The following is an 18,063-nucleotide window of genomic DNA, read 5'->3' on the forward strand; positions in this document are numbered from 1 at the left end:
CGGTCCTTCGCGGCTACGCCCGCCAGGCCCAGGTACGGCGTGTCTTCCGGCGTGTCGCACGAGCCCGGGGTCGCAAGCGGCGGGAGATTGCGGACGTGGCACGGTGGCCCCGTGGACACAGTGGAGCGGGCGTTGGCGTACGGCGGTGGTCGGCTGGACCGGGCAGGCCCGCTGCGTACCGACCCGACCCGGGTGGACGCGCTGCTCGCCGAGCCGACGACGGTCGTGCTGCCGATGTGGCGGGACCGCTGTCTCGTCGACGGGGACGGCCCGGTGCGGCTCACCGCGGAGCGTGCGTCGCTCGTCCGGTCCGCCGCCGGTGAGATCGTCTTCCTCGGGCTGGACGGGGACGTGGCCGTGTTCGCCGCGGACCTGTCCGCGCTCCCCGAGCGGTCTGCCGCCGAGATGGCCGGTGCGACACGTGCCGTGGACGTACGGGCGCTGGTCGGGCGGCTCGAACCGGGTGAGGCGGCCGTCCAGGCGTACGCCAGGGGGTTGTTGCACTGGCACCGGCAGCAGCGGTTCTGCGGGACGTGCGGTGCGCCGGCCGTCGCCGGCGGCGGCGGGCACCTGCGGACCTGTACCGGCGGGGAGTGCGGGCGGCTGCTGTTTCCCCGGATCGAACCGGCGATCATCGTGCTGGTCGAGGCGCCGGGATCGCCGGGGCGGTGTCTGCTGGCCCGGCACGCGGGCGCGCCCGAGGACGCGTTCTCGACGCTGGCGGGCTTCGTCGAGGTGGGCGAGACCCTGGAGGACGCGGTCCGTCGGGAGATGGCCGAGGAGGCGGGTGTGACCGTCACCGACGTGGCCTACCAGGGGTCGCAGGCGTGGCCGTTCCCGGCCGGTCTGATGGTGGGGTTCCGGGCGACCGCCACGTCGGACGAGGTACGCGTCGACGGCGAGGAGTTGGTGGAGGCGCGTTGGTTCACCCGCGACGAGCTGCGGGAGCGGGTGGCGTCCGGCCGTTCGCTGGGTCGGGTGGACGCGATCGACCACCGCCTCCTGGCGGACTGGTTGGCAGGGGTGTCCTGACCGATCGGCCCGGTTCTACTCGGCAGTAAGTACACCTGTTCAGGCGTGTCGCCGACCCGTACCCTTTGCCCTCATGCCGTCTTCGACCGGTCTGGTGACCGCAGTGAGTTCGCGTGTGGCGTCGCTCCTACCCGACCAGGTCGTCGCGGGAGCCATCCGGGCTGTCTATCCCCGGGTGGAGCCGGAACTCGCGTGCCTCGCGGAGTTCATGCCCGCCGGCGGCACGGCCCTCGACGTGGGTGCCTGGTACGGGCCGTGGACCCAGCGGATGCGCAGGCGGGCCGACCAGGTCGTCGCCATCGAGCCGAACGAGGAACTCGCGCGCAGCATCTCGGGCGCGTTCCCCGACGTGCGGGTCGTCCGTGCGGTGGCGTCGGACCACGAGGGCAGCGCGGAGCTGTTCCTGCCGAAGGACGGCCCGGCTGTCGGCACGTCGTCGCTCGAACTGGCCGACGGCAGTTCGACGTCGGTCACCGTCCCACGGATCACGATCGACGGTCTCGGCCTTCACGACGTGCGGTTCCTGAAGATCGATGTGGAGGGTCACGAGCTGTCGGCGTTGCGCGGTGCGGCCGGGACCATCGACCGGGACGGGCCGGTGCTGTTGATCGAGGTCGAGGAGAGGATCCAGCCGATCGCGCCGATCTTCGATCTGTTGGGCGGGTGGGGCTACCACGGTTACGTGCTTCCGGAGCGCGAATGGGTGCCGCTCGCCGACTTCGACATCCGGGCCAACCAGCGGGACGCGATCGCGCGGGTCACCCAGAGCCTGGCCCGACGTGTCGTGCTTCCACGGCCGCGCTACGTCAACTCGGTGTTGTTCAAGCGCGAAGGCAGGTGACCGGGGCGGTCAGCCGACGATCTGGTGTTCGGCGGAGCTCGTCGACGAGGGCCGGTGCGACACGTCCCGCCGCGTCGGCGTGCAGACCATCACCAGCGCGGTCACCGCGGCGACGGCGAGGGCGCACCACATGATCCCCTGGAACGTCCGGGGCGCGACGAGCATCGTCAGGACGGCCAGCACACCGGCGGCCACCCACAGCGGCGCGGAGGGCCACCGCGCGCCGGCCGCGATCTTCGCGTTGACCACCGCGAAGACCAGCGCGTAGAGCGCTCCGGTGGCAGCGAAGAACGGGGCGTACCCGCCCAGTTGCGCGTAGTCCTCGCCGCCGGCCAGGCGGAACGCGAAACCGCCGGCCAGGGCCGAGGCGACGACGAGCACGGCGCCGCAGGCACCGATGATCGCGAGCATGGTGGTACGCAGGCGGCGGTCACCGACGGCGAGGCGGGGCAGCGCCAACACCGTGATCACCTGAGGTGCCCAGAGTGCGCCCTTGGTGAGCACAGTCCCGACGGAGTACGCGCCGGAGTCCGCGGGCGACAGCAGTTGGCGGGCGAAGATCAGGTCGGCGTACGACACCACGAGCATCGCCAGCGCGGCGGTCCCGGCGCTCAGGACCTGCCGGACCCGCAGGGCGGTCCCGACGCTCACCGGGCCGCCTCCGGCCGCTGCAGCCGGGCGGGCGATCCAGGCCAGGACCGGCAGGACGAGGTACGCGGTCACCAGGCCGGCGAGCAGCGTGTCCACGACACCGGCACCGAGGGCCAGCGTGACGATCATGCCGGCGTACCGGCCGACGGCGAACGCGACCATTGCCCAGGCGAGGCGGAGGAACCGTTGCCCGCCCTGTAGCTCACCGAGCCACCGGCCGGCCAGGACGACCGCGAAGGTCGTGGCGGCCACCAGTGCCACGACCGTCACCGACAGCCGGAGGGCGGTCACCATCAGCGGTGTGGCCACGACGACGGCACCGGCGGCGACCGCGGCCGTGACGACTGTGACGCGCGTGGTCGACGCGCCGGGCCGGCGGGCACGATGGACGGCGACCGCCATCTGCAGCCCCACGCCCGCCACACCGGCTATCGCGACGAGAGCCAGCACCGTGGCCAGCACGCTCAGCTCCTCGGCCGCAAGGTGGCGGGCACCGACCATGGGAAGCAGGTAGGCCAGGCCGTTCGTCACCATCGCGGCGACCGCCACCGCCGCGCCGGCCGCTCCCAGCCGGCCCGGACCGGAACCGGCCGTCGTCTCTGTCATCGCGCCTCATGTCGGTTCGCCGGGGGGATCGGCTGTGCCCGGAGCCTCGCGACCTCGACGCGGTCGGCTCGTCGACGTCGTCACGCAAGGTACCGCCCGTTCTCGCCCTGTGCCTAGGGCCGATCTCGGCGAGGGCTGCTCGGTCGGCTGCGTCCCCAACCTCTCTGGACAGAACACCTAGAGTGCTGTCCGGCGCCCCGGGTGCGCTTCCCGTCCAGGTCTGTGGGGGTCCGTGTGCGCCGACTGATACCGGAGTTCGGCACGCCGCTGCGCCGGGCTGTCGTCGTACTCCGTAGCTGGTGGCCGGAGATCGTGCTCGGTCTCGGCGTGGTCCTCGCGATCCTCGGCCCGGTGCTCCGCCGGGGTTTCCTGCTCCGGTACGACCTGGTGTTCGTGCCGGACCCGCCGTTCGGCGCGACGGTCTGGGGCAGCGGCTCGGAGCTGCCGCGTGCGGTGCCCAGCGAACTGCTCGCGGTCGGCCTGTCCCAGGTGCTCCCCGCAGACGTGGCGGAGAAGGCGCTCCTGGCCGGCTGCCTCGCGCTGGCCGCGGTGGGTGCCGCCCGGTTGGCTCCCGTCGGTCACCCGTTGGCGCGGGTCGCGGCCGGGCTCGGGTACGTCTGGAACCCCTGGGTGTACGGGCGGCTGCACCTCGGGCAGTGGGCGGTGACCGCCGGGTACGCCGCGTTGCCCTGGGCGTACGCCTGGGTGCTGGGGGTGCTGCGACGGCGGTCGGACGGCAGCGACCCGGCAGGCGGCGCGGGCCCGCGCCGGCGCTCGGCGGTGGCCGGTGGCCTGGCGGTGGTGCTGGGCGGTCCCGCGATGGTGTTGGCGGCGGTGCTGACCTGCGCGCCGGCGTTGGCCCTGGCCCGCCAGTGGCGGGCGGTCGTCGCGGGGGCCGCGACGCTGGCCGGTCTCACCGCCCCGTGGCTGCTGGCGCTCGGCGAGCGCGGAGGCGGGATCGATCTCGACGAGCGGGGAGTCGCCGCGTTCGCTGCCCGGGCGGACACGCCTCTCGGAGTGCTCGGCAGCGTCGTCACGCTCGGCGGTGTCTGGAGTCGGCACGCCGTGCCGGTCGGCCGTGACCAGTGGCCGGTCGCCCTGCTCGCACTGGTGCTCGCCGGGGCCGCGGTGTGGGGGTTCGCGTTGACCCGTCGTCGGTGGCCCTCGGCGGCCTGGTGGGGGCTGCTCGTCGGTGCCGTGCTGGGCACCGCGGTCGCCGCCGTTCCGGCCCTGCCGGCGGGTACGGCGTGGATGACCGCGCTGGTCGAGCGTGTTCCGTTGGCCGGGTCCGTGCGGGACGGCACGCGGCTGCTCGCGCCGCTCGCGCTGCTCCAGGCGGTGGGTCTCGGGATGCTGGTGGAGTCGCTGGCCAGGACGGGCGCTCGTGCGTTGGCCCCGCTGGTGGCGTGCGCCCCGGTGTTGCTCCTCCCCGGTCTCGCCTGGGGTCTCAGCGGCCAACTCGACACGGTGCGATTCCCCGCCGAGTGGGCGGAGGTGCGTTCGGTGGTGAACGAGGACCCGGCCGGCGGCAGCCTGGTCTCGCTGCCCTGGTCGTCGTTCCGTGCCTACCGCTGGGGAGGCAGTGTGCCCGTGCTCGACCCGGCGGCACGGGCGTTCCGCCGTCCGGTGATCGGGGACCAGGATGTGCTGGTCGGCCGGGACCGGATCAGGGGTGAGAGCCGGGAGGCCGACCGGGTGGCGGCGGTGTTGGCGGAGCCGGGCGACCCCCTGTCGGCCCTTCGTCGCCTCGGCGTGCGGTACGTGCTCATCCAGACCGATCAACCTGGCGGCGCCGAGGTGGCGGACCGGTTCACTGATGCCGAGGTGGTTCGCCGCGAGCGGACATTGACGTTGATCCGTCTGTCTGATGACCATTCTTCCCGCTCGACGGGGACTGTCGGCATTGTTCCCGCGCTGGGGTATTCGGTACTCGGGGGCACCCTGTTGATCGCCCTTTCGTACCCCACGGCACGGCGGCGGTGCATGTTACTGTCCGGTACCTCTTGTCGAAGGGATCGTCAATGAAGGCATCCTTCAATCCCCTCCTGACCGCGGTCGTCGCCGCTGCGGTGGGGGCCGTGCTGGGAATTCTGGCCGTCTCGATCGGGACGTCCACCATCACCAACAGCAACACCAAGCCTGCCAACGTGGAGCAGCCCATCATCGTGTACGGCGAGCGCTGACGGCCCTCCATGGAGGTCCTACCTCCTGACGTGTCGTCAGATGCGGTCGTACTCGACGTCGTGGTGCCGGCCTTCAACGAGGCGGACCGACTGCCGGACACCCTGCTCCTGCTCCGGGCGGCGCTGGCCGGTCTCGGTGTGCCCTGCCGGGTGACAGTGGTCGACAACGCCAGCACGGACGCCACCGCCGAGGTGGTGTCGTCCGCGTTGCCCGGCACGGTCCCCGTCCGGTTGTTGTGGTGTGGCGAGCGAGGAAAGGGGTTCGCGGTGCGGACCGGTGTGCTCGCCAGCGACGCGCGCTACGTCGGCTTCTGCGACGCGGACCTGGCCACCGCGCCGGACAACCTCGGGCAGGTGCTCGGCCTGCTGACCGCTGGCGTCGACGTGGTGGTCGGTTCGCGGGCGCACCCCGAGTCGGTGGTCGAGGAGCGGCACAGCCTGCTCCGCCGGTGGGGTGCGGTGGCGTTCCGGGGCGCGGTCCGGCAGGTGGTCCGCGGCGTGGGCGAGACGCAGTGCGGGTTCAAGTTCTTCCGCGCCGACGTCGCGCGGCGTGCGTTCGCGCCACTGCGGTGCGGCGGATTCGCCTTCGACGTGGAGGTGCTGGGCCGCGTCGAGCGGGCGGGTGCCCGGCTGGAGGAGATCCCGGTCAACTGGGTGGACGTGCCCGGTTCCCGCTTCTCCCCGGTCCGCCACGGCTGGCAGAGCTTCGTGGACGTCGCGAAGATCCGCTGGCGGCTCCGTCACGCCAGTGCCGTCTCCACCGCGCCGGCGCCGGTCGTCGCCATCCCGGTGGCCCCCGACGTGTCAACTGGTGCCGCCACTGTTGGATTGCGGCCGTGAGTGTCGGATCTTCCCCGGTCGCTGCGGCTCCCACCACCGACGTCCCGGTGGTGGGCCGCCGGATCGCCGTGCTCAACTGGAAGGACCCCTGGCATCCCGATGCCGGGGGTGCCGAGGTCTACGCCTGGCAGGTCGCCCGTGATCTGGTGACCGCCGGCGCGCAGGTCACCTTCCTGACCGCCCGGCCCCGAGGCCAGCGCGGCGACGAGGTTCGGGACGGCATCAGGATCGTCCGGATCGGTGGCCGGTGGAGCATCTACCCCCGGGTGCTGGGTTGGTTGTCGCGCCGCCGACGTCAGTTCGACGCCGTGCTGGACTGTCAGAACGGCATCCCCTTCTTCAGCCCGGCGGTGCTGCCGGCGAGCGTGCCGGTGGTCTGCGTGATCCACCACGTGCACGACCGGCAGTTCCGGCTGTACTTCGGGCCGCTGGTCGGCCGCTTCGGGGCGTGGCTGGAGGGGCCCGTCGCCCGGCGGGTCTACCGCCGTTGCGTGACCCTCGCGGTCTCACCCTCCACGGCTACCGCCGTACGCGAGCGGCTCGGCTGGACCGGCCCGGTGGTCGTGGTGCCGAACGGGGCGGACGCCGACGATCCGCCACGCGGCTCTCGGGACGTACATCCCCGACTCGCCTGCGTCGGCCGGGTGACCCGGCACAAGCGGGTCGACCTGGTGCTCGACGCCGTCGACCACCTGCGGTCCGAGCGGCCCGACCTGCGCCTCGACGTCGTCGGTGGCGGGCCGGACGTGGAGACGATCCGTAGGCAGGTCGACGAGCGTGGGTTGAACGGCGTGGTGACGGTCCACGGTCACCTGCCCTCCGCCGAGCGGGACGCGCTCCTGGCCGCCGCCTGGTTGCACGTCTCCGGCTCGTGGGGCGAGGGTTGGGGCCTCGTGGTGGTGGAGGCCGCCGCCGCCGGGCTGCCCACTGTCGCCTTCGACGTGGACGGTCTGCGTGACGCCGTACGACCCGGTCGGACCGGGTGGCTGGTCGAAGAGGGCGAGCAGCCGGCCCGTGATCTCGCCGCTGGACTGGACCGCGCGCTGGACTCCGTCGCCAACCCCGCCGAGGCGGACCGGATGGCGAACGAATGTCGACAGTGGAGTGCCGCGTTCCGCTGGGCGGACACCGGCCGCCGGGTCCGCGCGGTCCTCGGGGACCTGCTCGCCCCGCGAGCGGTGCCGTGGGCGTCCGGGGACGCCTGTCTCGTGGTCCGCACCCCTGACCCGAACGACCTTCTCGCCCGGGTGGCACCACTGCTGCCCCACACCCGGCACGTCGCGCTCGACCAGCGGAGTCTGTGGATCCTGGTGCCGGGTGCCGATCCGGCGGCGATCCGGCGGGTGCTCCGCGACGTCGGCGTCCCCGAGGACGCCGTGACCGAGTCGAGGGCGAGTCGAGACGAACTCCTCACCGGAGTTCCGGTACGGCAGTGCTGACCGCGTGGTCGACCGCTCGTCGTGCTCCCGGGGTGCCGTCCGCGACGGTGTCCCGGGCAGTGTGGCGCCTGCGTGAGCTGCTGGTCTGTCTTGCGCTGATCGGCCTGTGCGTCACCCAGAGCCCGGGTCTCGTCGTGCCCGACACGAAACTGGACATGGCCCTGGACCCGGGCGGGTTCCTCGCCCGCGCCACCCACCTGTGGGTCGTCGACTGGCAGTTCGGAACCCTGCAGAACCAGGCCGTCGGCTACTTCTTCCCGATGGGCCCGTTCTTCCTCCTCGGTGAGGCGATCGGTCTCCCGGCCTGGCTTGTCCAGCGACTCTGGATGGCGACACTGCTCTGCGTCGCCCTCACCGGCGTGGTCCGCCTGGCCCGTGCCCTGGACCTCGGTGGCCCCGCGTCCCGTCTGGTGGCCGGCGCGGTCTTCGCCCTCTCGCCCCGGGCGCTGACCCTGGTCGGCACCGTCTCGGTGGAACTGCTGCCGTACTGCGTCGCACCGTGGGTGTTGCTGCCGTTGGTCAGGGGAGCTGCGGGCGGCTCGCTGCGGCGGGCGGCGGCGCTCAGCGGCCTGGCGGTGGTCTGCATGGGCGGGGTGAACGGCGCGGCCGTCGCATGTGCCGTCCTCCCGGCCTTCCTCTACCTCGTGACGCGAGCCCCCGGGAAGCGGCGGTTCCGCCTGCTGGCCTGCTGGACGGTGGCGATGGTGGCGGCCACCTTCTGGTGGCTCGCGCCGCTGTTGCTCCTGCAGCGGTACGGCTTCGGGTTCCTGCCCTTCACCGAGAGCGCCGCGGTGACGACCGGCGTGACCAGCCTTCCGGAGGCCGTGCGCGGCGCCACCCACTGGGTGGGTCATCTGGTTGTCGACGGTCTGCCCTGGTGGCCCTCGGGGTGGGCCCTCGCCACGGTGCCCTGGATGGCCCTGCTCACCGGCCTGGTCGCCGGCATCGGGCTGGCCGGCCTGGCCCGCCGGGACCTGCCCGAGCGGCGGTTCCTCCTCGTCGCGGCGCTGGTCGGGCTGCTGACGCTGACCGCGGGAAACCTGTCCAACGGTGCAGCACCGTTCGCCGCGTCCGTGCGGGAGGCCCTCGACGGCCCGCTGGGCGCGCTGCGCAACCTGCACAAGTTCGACGTCGTCGTCCGTCTGCCCCTGGCGCTGGCCGTCGCGCACATGCTGGACACCGTCGGTCTCATCGCCGTCATCCGCCGGTTCTCCCGACCCACCGGGATGGCGCCCCGACGGGTGGCGCTGGGAGTCACCGCCGCCGCTCTCGTGGCGGTGACCGCCGGCGCGGGCAGCGCGGGCCTCACCGCGGGCGGCGGATTCCCGGCCCTGCCGGAGCACTGGCGGCAGGCGAGCGGTTGGCTCGACCGGCACGCCGGCCCGGGTACCACGCTGCTCGTGCCCGGCTCCAACTTCGCCGAGTACGACTGGGGTCGCCCGTTGGACGAGCCGGTCCAGCCCCTGCTGGACTCTCCGTGGGCGGTACGTTCACTGGTGCCGGGCGGCTCCGCGGGCAACGCGCGGCTGCTCTCCGCCATCGACGAGCGACTCGCCTCGGGTGCGGTCTCCCCGGGCCTGACCGACGTCCTGGCCCGACTGGGCGTGCGCTACCTGCTCGTCCGCAACGACCTGCGTCAACCCGTCGGTGCCGTCGCCTGGCCGCTCCTGGTGCACCGGACCCTGGACAACGCACCAGGGTTGTCCAGGGTCGCCGAATTCGGGCCGGGTGTGGGAGTGCCGCCGGATTTCTTCGGGGCCTGGGACCACGGGTTGCGCAAGACGTACCCCGCGGTGGAGATCTACCAGGTGGACCGTCCGACGTCTCGGGTCACCCTGGCTGATGCGGCGCAACCGCTCGACCTGGTCGGTGCGCCGGAGACGCTGCTGGACCTCAGCGACGCCGGTGTCCTCGGCAACCGGCCGGTGATCCTCAACGGCGACGGCCCGGCTGCCCCGGGTGCGGGCACGGTGCTCGCCGACAGCCTTCGCCGCCGGGAGGTCGACTTCGGAATTGTCCGGGGCAACACCTCGCGGACGTTCACCGCCGACGACCGGCCACGGCAGGTGCGCGCGGTCCACGACATCCTCGACCCCGCCTGGGACGCGTCGTTCACCTCGGCCGCATACACCGGGATCAGCGATGTGCGGGCCTCCTCCAGCGCGGCCGACGTCGCCGGTCCGGCCGCGCTGCGTGACCCGTCCGCCGGGCCGTTCGCGGCCCTGGACGGCGACAGCGGTACGGCCTGGTTGACCGACGGCGCCCGCAAACCGGTGGGCCAGTGGCTGGAGGTCCGGTTCCCGGGTGCGGTCCAGGTCGGTTTCGTGGACCTTCAGGTGGTCGACGACGAGGGGATCGCCGCACCGGTCACGCGGGTCGAGGTCAGCACGGCCAGCGGCACCTCAGTGCACCAGATGACCGACGCCGGGCGAGCCCCGCAGGGGTTGGCGATCCCGGCGGGGCGTACCACCTGGATCCGCGTCACCGTCGACGGCGTCGCCGGCACGGACGTGCCGGGCCGGCGCGCGGGCATCCGGGACCTTCGGGTGCCGGGGGTGAGCCCCGAGCGTCACCTGCGGCTGCCGGCACTGCCCGAGACCAGCGGCGCGGCGGAGGTCGTCGCACTGGCCCGGAGGGCAGTCGATCGACCGGCCTGCGTCGCCGCCGACGACCACTACCTCTGCGCGCCCGACCTGGTCCGGCAGAGTGAGGAGACCGGCCTGGCGCCCCGTCGCTTCGATCTGCCGAGCGCGTCCTCCGTCGGCCTCACCGGCCTGGCCCGTCCGACGCCGGCCACCGCTCTCGCCGTGTACGACGAGATGGTGGGCGGTGAGACCGTCCAGACGTCCAGCGCCTGGTTCGCCGACCCGGTCGCCTCGTCGCGGGCGTTGGGCGACGGCGACGACGGTACGAGTTGGTTGGCGGACCCGCACGACGCCCAGCCGACGGTGACCCTGCGCTGGGCCAAGGCCCGGAAGGTCAGTTGGGTGCGGTTGCGGTTCGGGGCGAACCTGGTCGCGGCACCGCCGAGGACACTGCGGATCACCGGCGACGACGGCATCCGCGAGGTGGCCATCGACCCGGACGGAGTGGCGCGCTTCCCGGCCCTGCGCACGAGCAAACTCTTCATCACGGTGACCTCGACGGTGCCGCGCAACAGCCGATCTGCAGCGTTCTTCGAGCTGGAGGCCCTTCCGGTCGGTCTGAGCGGCATCGACGTGGAGGGGGTGGCCGAGGCCAACCAACCCCGAGACATCGACCGTGCCGTGACGTTGCCCTGTGGCACCGGGCCGACGGTCGTCGTCAACGGCGCATCGGTGCCGACGGTCCTGTCCGGCACCCTGCGCGACATCCGCGACCTGCGGCCACTGCGGTACCGCGCGTGCACCGTCGAGCCGACGGCCAAGACCAGGGCGAAACCGCAGCCGAAGGTGGACGCCGACCCCGTCGCGCTGCGGGCCGGTCAGAACGAGATCTCCGCCCCGGCGGACCGGTTCGTCGTCGACAGCGTGGTCCTCAGCGGTACGCCAGCGGCGCGATTGGCCGACGAACCGGCCCGCCAGAGGGTGACAGTGCTCTCCTGGACCGACGAGCACCGGTCGGTCGAGGTCGGCCCCGGAGGCAGCAGCTACCTGGTCGTACCGGAGAACGCCAATCCCGGCTGGCGTGCCACGCTCGACGGTGTCCGGCTCGAACCGACCCGCGTCGACGGGTGGAAACAGGCCTGGCTCGTACCGGCCGGTGCCGCCGGTCGGGTCGACCTCGTCTTCACACCGGGCCGGCAGTACGACATCATCCTGCGGGTCGCCGGCGGTCTCCTGCTGCTGTTGGCCGTCGCGGCCCTGCTGCCCGCACGTCGCCACCGACCGTCCTACCCGGTGGTGCCGACCACCCTGGCGACCGCGCCGCTGCTCGCGATCGGCGTACCGGCGCTGCTGGGCGGTCTGCTCGGCTTCGGCTGCGCGCTCCTGGTCGTGCTGCTGCACCGGCGTCGGATGCCCACACCGGAGTGGATCTGGGTGCCGGCCGCCGTGGGTCTCGCGATCTACGGTTCCGAGCGGTGGTGGTTGTGGCGCGTCAGCGCGGAACCGGTCGCGGAGTTACTCGGCGTGCTCCCGACGGCCCTGCTCCTCCTGGCTGTCGCCGCCCTCGTGCTGCGGTCCCGTCGGGTTCGCGGACGGTACGAGTCGCGGCGCGAGAGCCGGTTGTTCGGCTGGGCCCGACGTGACGGCCTGCGACGCCGGCGTTTCCACGGAGACGGCGGACGAAGCTCCGGCCCGGCGGTTGTCGGCCCGCCTCTCCAGGAGTCTGCGCAGCAGCTGCGTCGGCCGCTCGATGAGGTGGTAACTGGCGGCCGCGACCGGGATGGTCAGGGCCAGGGTCACCGTCAGAAGCACCCAGAACGAGCTCTGGGTCCGGGTGAAGCCGAGCAGCCGGAAGCACACCTCGAGGGCGAGGATGTGCCAGAGGAAGATGCCGTAGGAGATTCGGCCGAGGAATCTGACCAGCGGCTGAAGCAGGAGAGCGCGGGGCACCCCGCCGGCCCCCCGCCCGACGAGCGGCGCGACCACGCACCACGTGATGAGCAGGAACATCACGTGCTCGGTGATCGCCTCGACCGGAGTGGCGGGTTCCAGGCCACGCGGCCCGGCGATCGGCGTGCTGGCGATCCAGAGCAGCACGCCGGCGATCATCCAGGACGTCCCGGGAGCGAACGTGAGCACACGCAGCCCGCGCTGCGTGCCGGACCACAGGTCCTTCTCGCCGGGGTCGGACCCGTCCGACCCCAGGTCCGGGAGGAACGGAGAGGAGGTGGCGCTGGGAGGCCAGGAGGCGAGAACAGCCAACACGATGCCGATCCCGAACCAGTCCAGGAAGGCAGGCAGCCAGAGCCACGACAGCTCAGGTAGGGGCGAGTCGGGCACGTGCGCGATCACGTTCCACACGAGACCGGCCAGGACGAGTGCGATGCCGAGCGCCAGCTGGCGTCGGGCGCGCGCCAGCGGGGTTCGACCGCCCATCCGACGGCCGAGCGCCGCGATCAACGGCAGCGCCAGGTAGAAGACCGCCTCGGTGGCGAGGCTCCAGGTCTGCTCCAGTCCGACCGGCAGCCGCAATGGCTCATATATGTGTACGAGTAGGAGGGGTATTGCCCAGTCCCAGAGTGACCTGAGGTAATCGATGTTGAGCCAGGTCAGTGCGACAACCGCCACTGCCCAGTAGCCGGGCAGAATGCGCAGTGCGCGATGCCAGAGGTATGCGCGTACTGGCGGTTTCGGCTGCGCCTGAATTGCTGCGCGCGCGAATGGCCGGTAGAGGAGGAAACCCGACAGGGCAAAGAAGACCGCCACTCCCACGTCCATCCTGGCGAGCACTCCACCAGCGAGTCCGGACGAGTACGTGAGCCCGCTGAGGAACGACACGTGGTGCAGGAGAACCGCTAACACCGCTATGGCCCGAAGGCCTTCCAAGGCGGGCAGGAAGTCATCCGTACGACCACTGTTCGGCTGGGCCGGACGGCTCGACCCGTTGTTCGGGGCTGCTTTTGCAGGTCGGCTCACAGGTCCTCGACATCCCATTTGTTATGACAGCCGGACGGCCGCGTCCCGCCGTGTTCCGTACGGCTCGGGAGGCCGCGTCGGACCATATCTGAAATCGGCCTCGTCATGTACTGTCAGCCGACTAGTCGACCAATACAAGGGGAGGAGTTACATGCGACCTACGTCGGGTGCCATCTTGGTGGCGGCGGGCACGTTCCTGATCGTCGGGGCCGTGGCGACGCCGCTGGTCGTCGCGCCCGCTCTCGTCAAGGTGCCCCTGGACCAGAGTTCGGTGACGATCTCGGAGGCCCAGAACGCGACAGTCCTTGATTTCGGCACGCTGTCGGAGCGTAACGGGGTCAACCTGACCGCCCACCGGGCCGTCCGGGGTGATGTCAAGGACGGAAACGCTGACCGGGCGGTCTTCAACGTCGGTGTCCGGGTGATCGACGACGCCGACAAGGAGATCACGCTCAGTACGGACCGGGTGGCTCTCGACCGGCGGACGGCGATGGCCGTCGCCTGCTGCGCCGAGGACATCAACGGCGCGCCCTTCAAGCACGAGGGCTTGACCTACACCTTCCCGTTCGGCACAGAGAAGAAGACCTACCAGTACTTCGACAACACCGCCCGCAAGGCGTACCCCGCGAGGTACGTGAGCACGGAGAAGTTGCAGGGCCTGACTGTCTACAAGTTCGAGATGACTGTCGAGCCGATCCAGATCAGCGAGATCAAGGTCCCGGGCAGCCTGCTGGGCTCTACCGAGCAGGTCGTCAACGCCGGCCGCTACTACGCCAACACCCGTACGTTGTGGGTGGAGCCGGACAGTGGCGTGATCGTCAAGGGCCAGGAGAAGCAGTTGCAGACGCTCCGGGACGGCACCGGCGCGGACAAGATCAAGATCATCGACGCGGACCTCGCCTTCACCGAGGACACCCAGAAGCAGCAGGCCAAGGCCGCCAAGGACGCGCGCGGTCAGATCAACCTGCTGACCACTGTGGTACCTGTCGTCCTCGGCCTCCTCGGCCTCGCCCTGGTGCTGATCGGCGTGTACCTCGTCACCCGTGCGGGTCGCCGCAGGCCCGAGGCGGCGCTGGTGGAGACCGATGACCGGCCGACGACCGACCTGCCGTCGCAGCGGTCCCCGGAGCCGGCCGAGGAGTCCACGGCGCCGGCCGGCGGACGCCACGCCGCGGAGCGCACCGAGCCGTAAGGCCAACACCCCCACCTCACCGCCGACCCGAACGGGCCGGCCGACCTGACCGGGTCGGCCGGCCCGTTCGTCGTCACTGCCGCCGCGAGGCAGTCGACATCCAGCACCCGCCGGCAACCGCCCAGCACGGCCATGCTCACGACGGGCGGACGGCCCGGGGTGCTTTACATTCGTTACCTTATTGCAATAGGTCAATGTTGTGTCACCCTGCGTCGCGAAAATCCCCTGTCTCGCGCTGAATCAGGATGGACTGCCCGCCTTCGTGGACGGTCGCTCCCACTCGCTGTGCCCCCGAGCTGCCGCTGAGTCCCCGCCCTGTTACTGATCGGTAGTTGGGGGGTTGTGACCTGCGCCGCACCAGGTGCACCACCTAGCCCGGCGGTGTCTGCGTCCGACGTCGGCGACGTGCCGACCCACCCGGTGCCGCCCGTGCCCGACCTGGCCGACGCGTCGACCCAGGAGCAGCCGTCGGCCGGTCAGCCTGACCCGAAGACCTTCGGTGTCGCCCTCGTGGTGCTCGGCATCAAGATCACGCTGACGCCGGACCTGCCGCTCCCGGAGGGCCTACCGATCACCTCGCCCATTCCGATCACGTTCACCGACCCGGTCATCGACCTGGCGTACGTCACCAGCAACACGCTGACCGCGAGGCCGGCCCTGGCGCTCAGCCTCGGCTGAACGCGCGGCTGCGCGCGGCGCGGACCCGTCCCACCGCGCGCAGCCGTCACCCGATCAGAGCCGGGCCAGCGCCCGGCGCAGCGGGTCGAGGCCCAGCGCGCCCAGGTCCAACGCCTGCCGGTGGAACTCCCGCAGGTCGAAATCCGCGCCCTTGCGAGCCTTGGCGTCCTCGCGGGCCTGGAGCCAGATCCGCTCACCCACCTTGTACGACGGCGCCTGCCCCGGCCAGCCCAGGTAGCGGTTGAGCTCGAAGCGCAGGTTCTCGTCCGGCACCCGGCAGTGCGCCCGCATGAACTCCCAGCCCAGCTCGGGCGTCCACCGCTCACCGGGGTGGAAGCCGAACGGGTTGTCCTTCGGGATCTCCAGCTCCAGGTGCATGCCGATGTCCACGATCACGCGCGCCGCGCGCATCGCCTGGCCGTCGAGCATGCCCAGCTTGTCGCCCGGGTCCTCCAGGTAACCCAACTCGTCCATCAGCCGCTCCGAGTAGAGCGCCCAACCCTCGCCGTGCCCGGAGACCCAGCAGAGCAGGCGCTGCCAGCGGTTGAGCAGATCGGCCCGGACGGCGGTCTGCGCCACCTGGAGGTGGTGACCCGGCACGCCCTCGTGGTAGACGGTGGTCACCTCCCGCCAGGTGGAGAAGTCGGTGATGCCCTGCGGCACCGCCCACCACATCCGGCCCGGACGGGAGAAGTCCTCACTCGGGCCGGTGTAGTAGATGGCGCCGTCGCTGGTCGGGGCGAGGCAGCACTCGATGCGGCGTACCTGCTCCGGAATGTCGAAGTGCGTGCCGTTCAACTCGGCGATGGCCTTGTCGGCCAGCTCCTGCATCCAGTCCCGGAACGCCTCCTTGCCGCGGATCGTCCGGTCCGGGTCGGCGTCCAGTTTGGCCACCGCCTCGTCGACGCTGGCACCCGAGCCGGCGATGCGCCCGGCGACGGTCCGCATCTCCGCCTCCAGGCGGGCCAACTCCGCGAAACCCCAGGCGTACGTCTCGTCCAGGTCGACCTTGGCGCCGAGGAAGTACTGCGAAGCCAACTCGTAGCGCTCCCGGCCGGCGGCCTGCTTGTCCCGCCCGTGCGGGGCCACCTCGTTACGCAGGAACTGGCCGAACTCGGCGGTCGCCGCAGTCGCCGCCGCCGCGCCCCGACGCAGGTCCGCGCCGAGCGCGCCCTCCGCGCCCAGCCGCTCGACCAGGCCGTGGAAGAAGTTGTCCCCGGTCGGGTCCACCCAGATGTCGCACTGCTTGGCCACCTCGACCAACTGCACCTTCGAGCTGACCTCGCCGGCGGCGAGCGCCTCGCGCAGCGTGGTCTTGTAGCCCTCCAGAGCGCCGGCGAAGCCGTTGAGCCGGGCGGCGATGTTGGCCTGGTCGTCGCTGGTCGCCGTCGGCATCAGGTCGAACACCATGCGGATTTCGTGCAGCCCGCTGGTGATGACGCTGACCTCGCTGGTCACCTCACCGGCGTCGTAGCGGGCCAGGTCCAGGCCGAGCCGCTCCTGCATGGCCTCCTTGGCGGTGCGTTCCAACTCGGTCGCCGGCTCGGTCACCTCCAACTCGGCGAGCGTCCGGCGGGTGAGGTCCGCGCGTGCCCGATAACCCTCGGGCGAGAGGTCGTCGAGCTTGTCGTCATGGCCGGCGATGCCGACGAAGGTCGCGCCGGTAGGGCTCAGGGGGGCCCATTCGGCGACGTATCGGTTGGCGATTTCATCGATTCGTCCCACGCTGCGACCCTACGTGACCACCCCACTCCCGTGTCGATGACGTTTGCCGTGTCCGAGCTGCGGTTCCTGCACGGTGGGACCTCCGAAAAGGGATGCGAATCTGTCGTACGGTTAGGGCAGAGTGTCAGGGGTGACCACCGATACCACTCCTGACAAGGCACCGTTGAGCGCCTGGCTGCCGGGCTTCCTCGCCCTCGCCGCGATCTGGGGCTCCAGCTTCCTCTTCATCAAGATCGGGGTGGCCGAGCTGCACCCGGTCCAACTCACCCTCTACCGGGTCGTCGCCGGCGCGTTGACCCTGCTGGTCGTCCTCGCCGTGCTGCGCGACCGGCTGCCCCGCGAGCCCCGGGTCTGGGCGCACCTGGCGGTCGTGGCGGCGTTCGGCGTGGCAGTGCCGTTCACCCTGTTCGGCTACGGCGAGCAGCGGGTCGAGTCGATGCTGGCCGGCATCTGGAACGCCACCACGCCGCTGATCGTGCTGCCACTGGCGGTGCTGGTCTTCCGCACCGAGCGGCTGACCGTGCGCCGTGCCGTCGGGCTCGGGCTGGGCTTCGTCGGCGTGCTCGTGGTGCTCGGGGTCTGGGAGGGCATCGGCGGGGCGCACTTCACCGGGCAGCTGATGTGCTTCGGCGCGGCCGCCTGCTACGGCGTCGCGATTCCGTACCAGAAGCGGTTCGTCGCCGGCAGTGCACACTCCGGCCTCTCGCTCTCCGCCGCGCAGCTGCTGCTCGCCGCCGGGCAGCTGGCCATCGTCACCCCGTTCGTCGCGGGCCTGCCGCCGCTGCCCACCGAGTTGTCGCTGGGAGTGGTGGCCAGCGTGGTGACCCTCGGCGCGCTCGGCACCGGGCTCGCGTTCGTGATCAACATGCGCAACATCCGGGTCGCTGGCGCGAGCACCGCCTCCACCGTCACCTACCTGATTCCGATCTTCGCCGTGCTGATCGGCGCCGTGGCGCTCGGCGAGCGGCTCAACTGGCACCAGCCGGTCGGCGCGCTCATCGTGCTGCTCGGTGTCGCGGTCTCGCAGGGCGTTCTCGGCCGCCGTCGGGCCCGCCCGGTGGTCGGCGTCGGGGCTCCCGCCGCCCCTGCCGCCGAGCCGGTCCGGCACTGAGACCCGCCGCTCGGACCCGCCGCTTCGCCGCTCCGCTGCGCCGCCGCTTCGCCGGTAAGTGATCGACTCGGCTTCGTTGGAGTCGGGGTATCCGCCAGGCCAGGACACCCCGACTTCAGGAAAGCCGAGTCGATCACGCGCGAGGCCGGGCGTGGCGAGGCCGGGCGCGGCGCGGGTCGGTCATGGTCGGGGCACTGCGGCACC

Annotated in this window: 12 protein-coding genes and 1 pseudogene; 10 read left to right on the plus strand and 3 right to left on the minus strand. The window is 71.7% G+C overall.

The window, feature by feature from the left end:
* Positions 1 to 111: 111 nt before the first annotated feature.
* Entirely contained in the window at positions 112 to 1,032 is a 921-nt protein-coding gene (nudC, locus tag GA0070612_RS07135) for an NAD(+) diphosphatase (protein WP_088987202.1), read from the plus strand.
* A 103-nt stretch (positions 1,033 to 1,135) separates the two neighbouring features.
* Positions 1,136 to 1,873, plus strand: coding sequence for an FkbM family methyltransferase (locus GA0070612_RS07140; RefSeq protein ID WP_197699322.1), 738 nt, complete (start codon positions 1,136 to 1,138; stop codon positions 1,871 to 1,873).
* A 9-nt stretch (positions 1,874 to 1,882) separates the two neighbouring features.
* On the opposite strand, the gene GA0070612_RS07145 is transcribed toward GA0070612_RS07140, so the two are convergent.
* Positions 1,883 to 3,130 carry a polysaccharide biosynthesis protein gene (locus tag GA0070612_RS07145; RefSeq protein WP_197699323.1) on the minus strand — a complete coding sequence of 416 codons (1,248 nt, stop codon included), beginning with the start codon at positions 3,128 to 3,130 and terminating at the stop codon, positions 1,883 to 1,885.
* A gap of 234 nt (positions 3,131 to 3,364) precedes the next feature.
* Between GA0070612_RS07145 and GA0070612_RS07150 the strand changes: the two genes are divergently transcribed.
* The 5 genes and pseudogenes from GA0070612_RS07150 to GA0070612_RS33120 form a co-directional block, all read left to right on the plus strand.
* Positions 3,365 to 5,155, plus strand: coding sequence for a hypothetical protein (locus GA0070612_RS07150; protein WP_088987204.1), 1,791 nt, complete (start codon positions 3,365 to 3,367; stop codon positions 5,153 to 5,155).
* Positions 5,152 to 5,313 carry a hypothetical protein gene (locus GA0070612_RS31345; protein WP_157742438.1) on the plus strand — a complete coding sequence of 54 codons (162 nt, stop codon included), beginning with the start codon at positions 5,152 to 5,154 and terminating at the stop codon, positions 5,311 to 5,313. Before GA0070612_RS07150 ends, GA0070612_RS31345 begins: the two co-directional genes overlap by 4 nt.
* A 30-nt stretch (positions 5,314 to 5,343) precedes the next feature.
* Positions 5,344 to 6,153, plus strand: coding sequence for a glycosyltransferase (locus GA0070612_RS07155; RefSeq protein ID WP_197699324.1), 810 nt, complete (start codon positions 5,344 to 5,346; stop codon positions 6,151 to 6,153).
* Positions 6,150 to 7,592 carry a glycosyltransferase family 4 protein gene (locus tag GA0070612_RS07160; RefSeq protein WP_197699325.1) on the plus strand — a complete coding sequence of 481 codons (1,443 nt, stop codon included), beginning with the start codon at positions 6,150 to 6,152 and terminating at the stop codon, positions 7,590 to 7,592. Before GA0070612_RS07155 ends, GA0070612_RS07160 begins: the two co-directional genes overlap by 4 nt.
* 155 nt (positions 7,593 to 7,747) lie before the next feature.
* Positions 7,748 to 10,768, plus strand: a pseudogene (locus GA0070612_RS33120) (alpha-(1->3)-arabinofuranosyltransferase domain-containing protein); the annotation flags it as partial.
* 924 nt (positions 10,769 to 11,692) lie between these two features.
* On the opposite strand, the gene GA0070612_RS33000 reads toward GA0070612_RS33120, so the two are convergent.
* Positions 11,693 to 13,171: an acyltransferase family protein gene (locus tag GA0070612_RS33000; protein WP_088991326.1), complete on the minus strand. Its 1,479-nt coding sequence runs from the start codon at positions 13,169 to 13,171 to the stop codon at positions 11,693 to 11,695.
* Positions 13,172 to 13,304: 133 nt separating this feature from the next.
* Between GA0070612_RS33000 and GA0070612_RS07175 the strand changes: the two genes are divergently transcribed.
* A complete protein-coding gene (locus tag GA0070612_RS07175) occupies positions 13,305 to 14,345 on the plus strand; it encodes a DUF3068 domain-containing protein (RefSeq protein WP_157742439.1) in 1,041 nt (346 codons plus the stop codon).
* A 381-nt stretch (positions 14,346 to 14,726) separates the two neighbouring features.
* On the plus strand, positions 14,727 to 15,023 hold the full coding sequence (locus tag GA0070612_RS07180; RefSeq protein ID WP_088987208.1) for a hypothetical protein: 297 nt from the start codon (positions 14,727 to 14,729) through the stop codon (positions 15,021 to 15,023).
* Positions 15,024 to 15,077: 54 nt separating this feature from the next.
* Here the strand turns inward: GA0070612_RS07180 and GA0070612_RS07185 are convergent, their stop codons facing one another.
* Entirely contained in the window at positions 15,078 to 16,748 is a 1,671-nt protein-coding gene (locus GA0070612_RS07185; protein ID WP_088987209.1) for a DUF885 domain-containing protein, read from the minus strand.
* A gap of 130 nt (positions 16,749 to 16,878) precedes the next feature.
* On the opposite strand from GA0070612_RS07185, the gene GA0070612_RS07190 reads away from it, so the two are divergent.
* On the plus strand, positions 16,879 to 17,859 hold the full coding sequence (locus GA0070612_RS07190) for a DMT family transporter (RefSeq protein ID WP_088987210.1): 981 nt from the start codon (positions 16,879 to 16,881) through the stop codon (positions 17,857 to 17,859).
* Positions 17,860 to 18,063: the final 204 nt, after the last annotated feature.

Origin of the sequence: Micromonospora chokoriensis, assembly GCF_900091505.1 — a bacterium.
In the GTDB taxonomy this organism is placed as follows: domain Bacteria; phylum Actinomycetota; class Actinomycetes; order Mycobacteriales; family Micromonosporaceae; genus Micromonospora; species Micromonospora chokoriensis.

Coding starts and splice junctions, on each gene's coding strand:
- GA0070612_RS33000 (WP_088991326.1), bottom strand. CDS start 13,171: ATGGGATGTCGAGGACCTGTGAGCCGACCTGCAAAAGCAGCCCCGAAC.
- GA0070612_RS07175 (WP_157742439.1), top strand. CDS start 13,305: ATGCGACCTACGTCGGGTGCCATCTTGGTGGCGGCGGGCACGTTCCTG.
- GA0070612_RS31345 (WP_157742438.1), top strand. CDS start 5,152: ATGAAGGCATCCTTCAATCCCCTCCTGACCGCGGTCGTCGCCGCTGCG.
- GA0070612_RS07145 (WP_197699323.1), bottom strand. CDS start 3,130: ATGACAGAGACGACGGCCGGTTCCGGTCCGGGCCGGCTGGGAGCGGCC.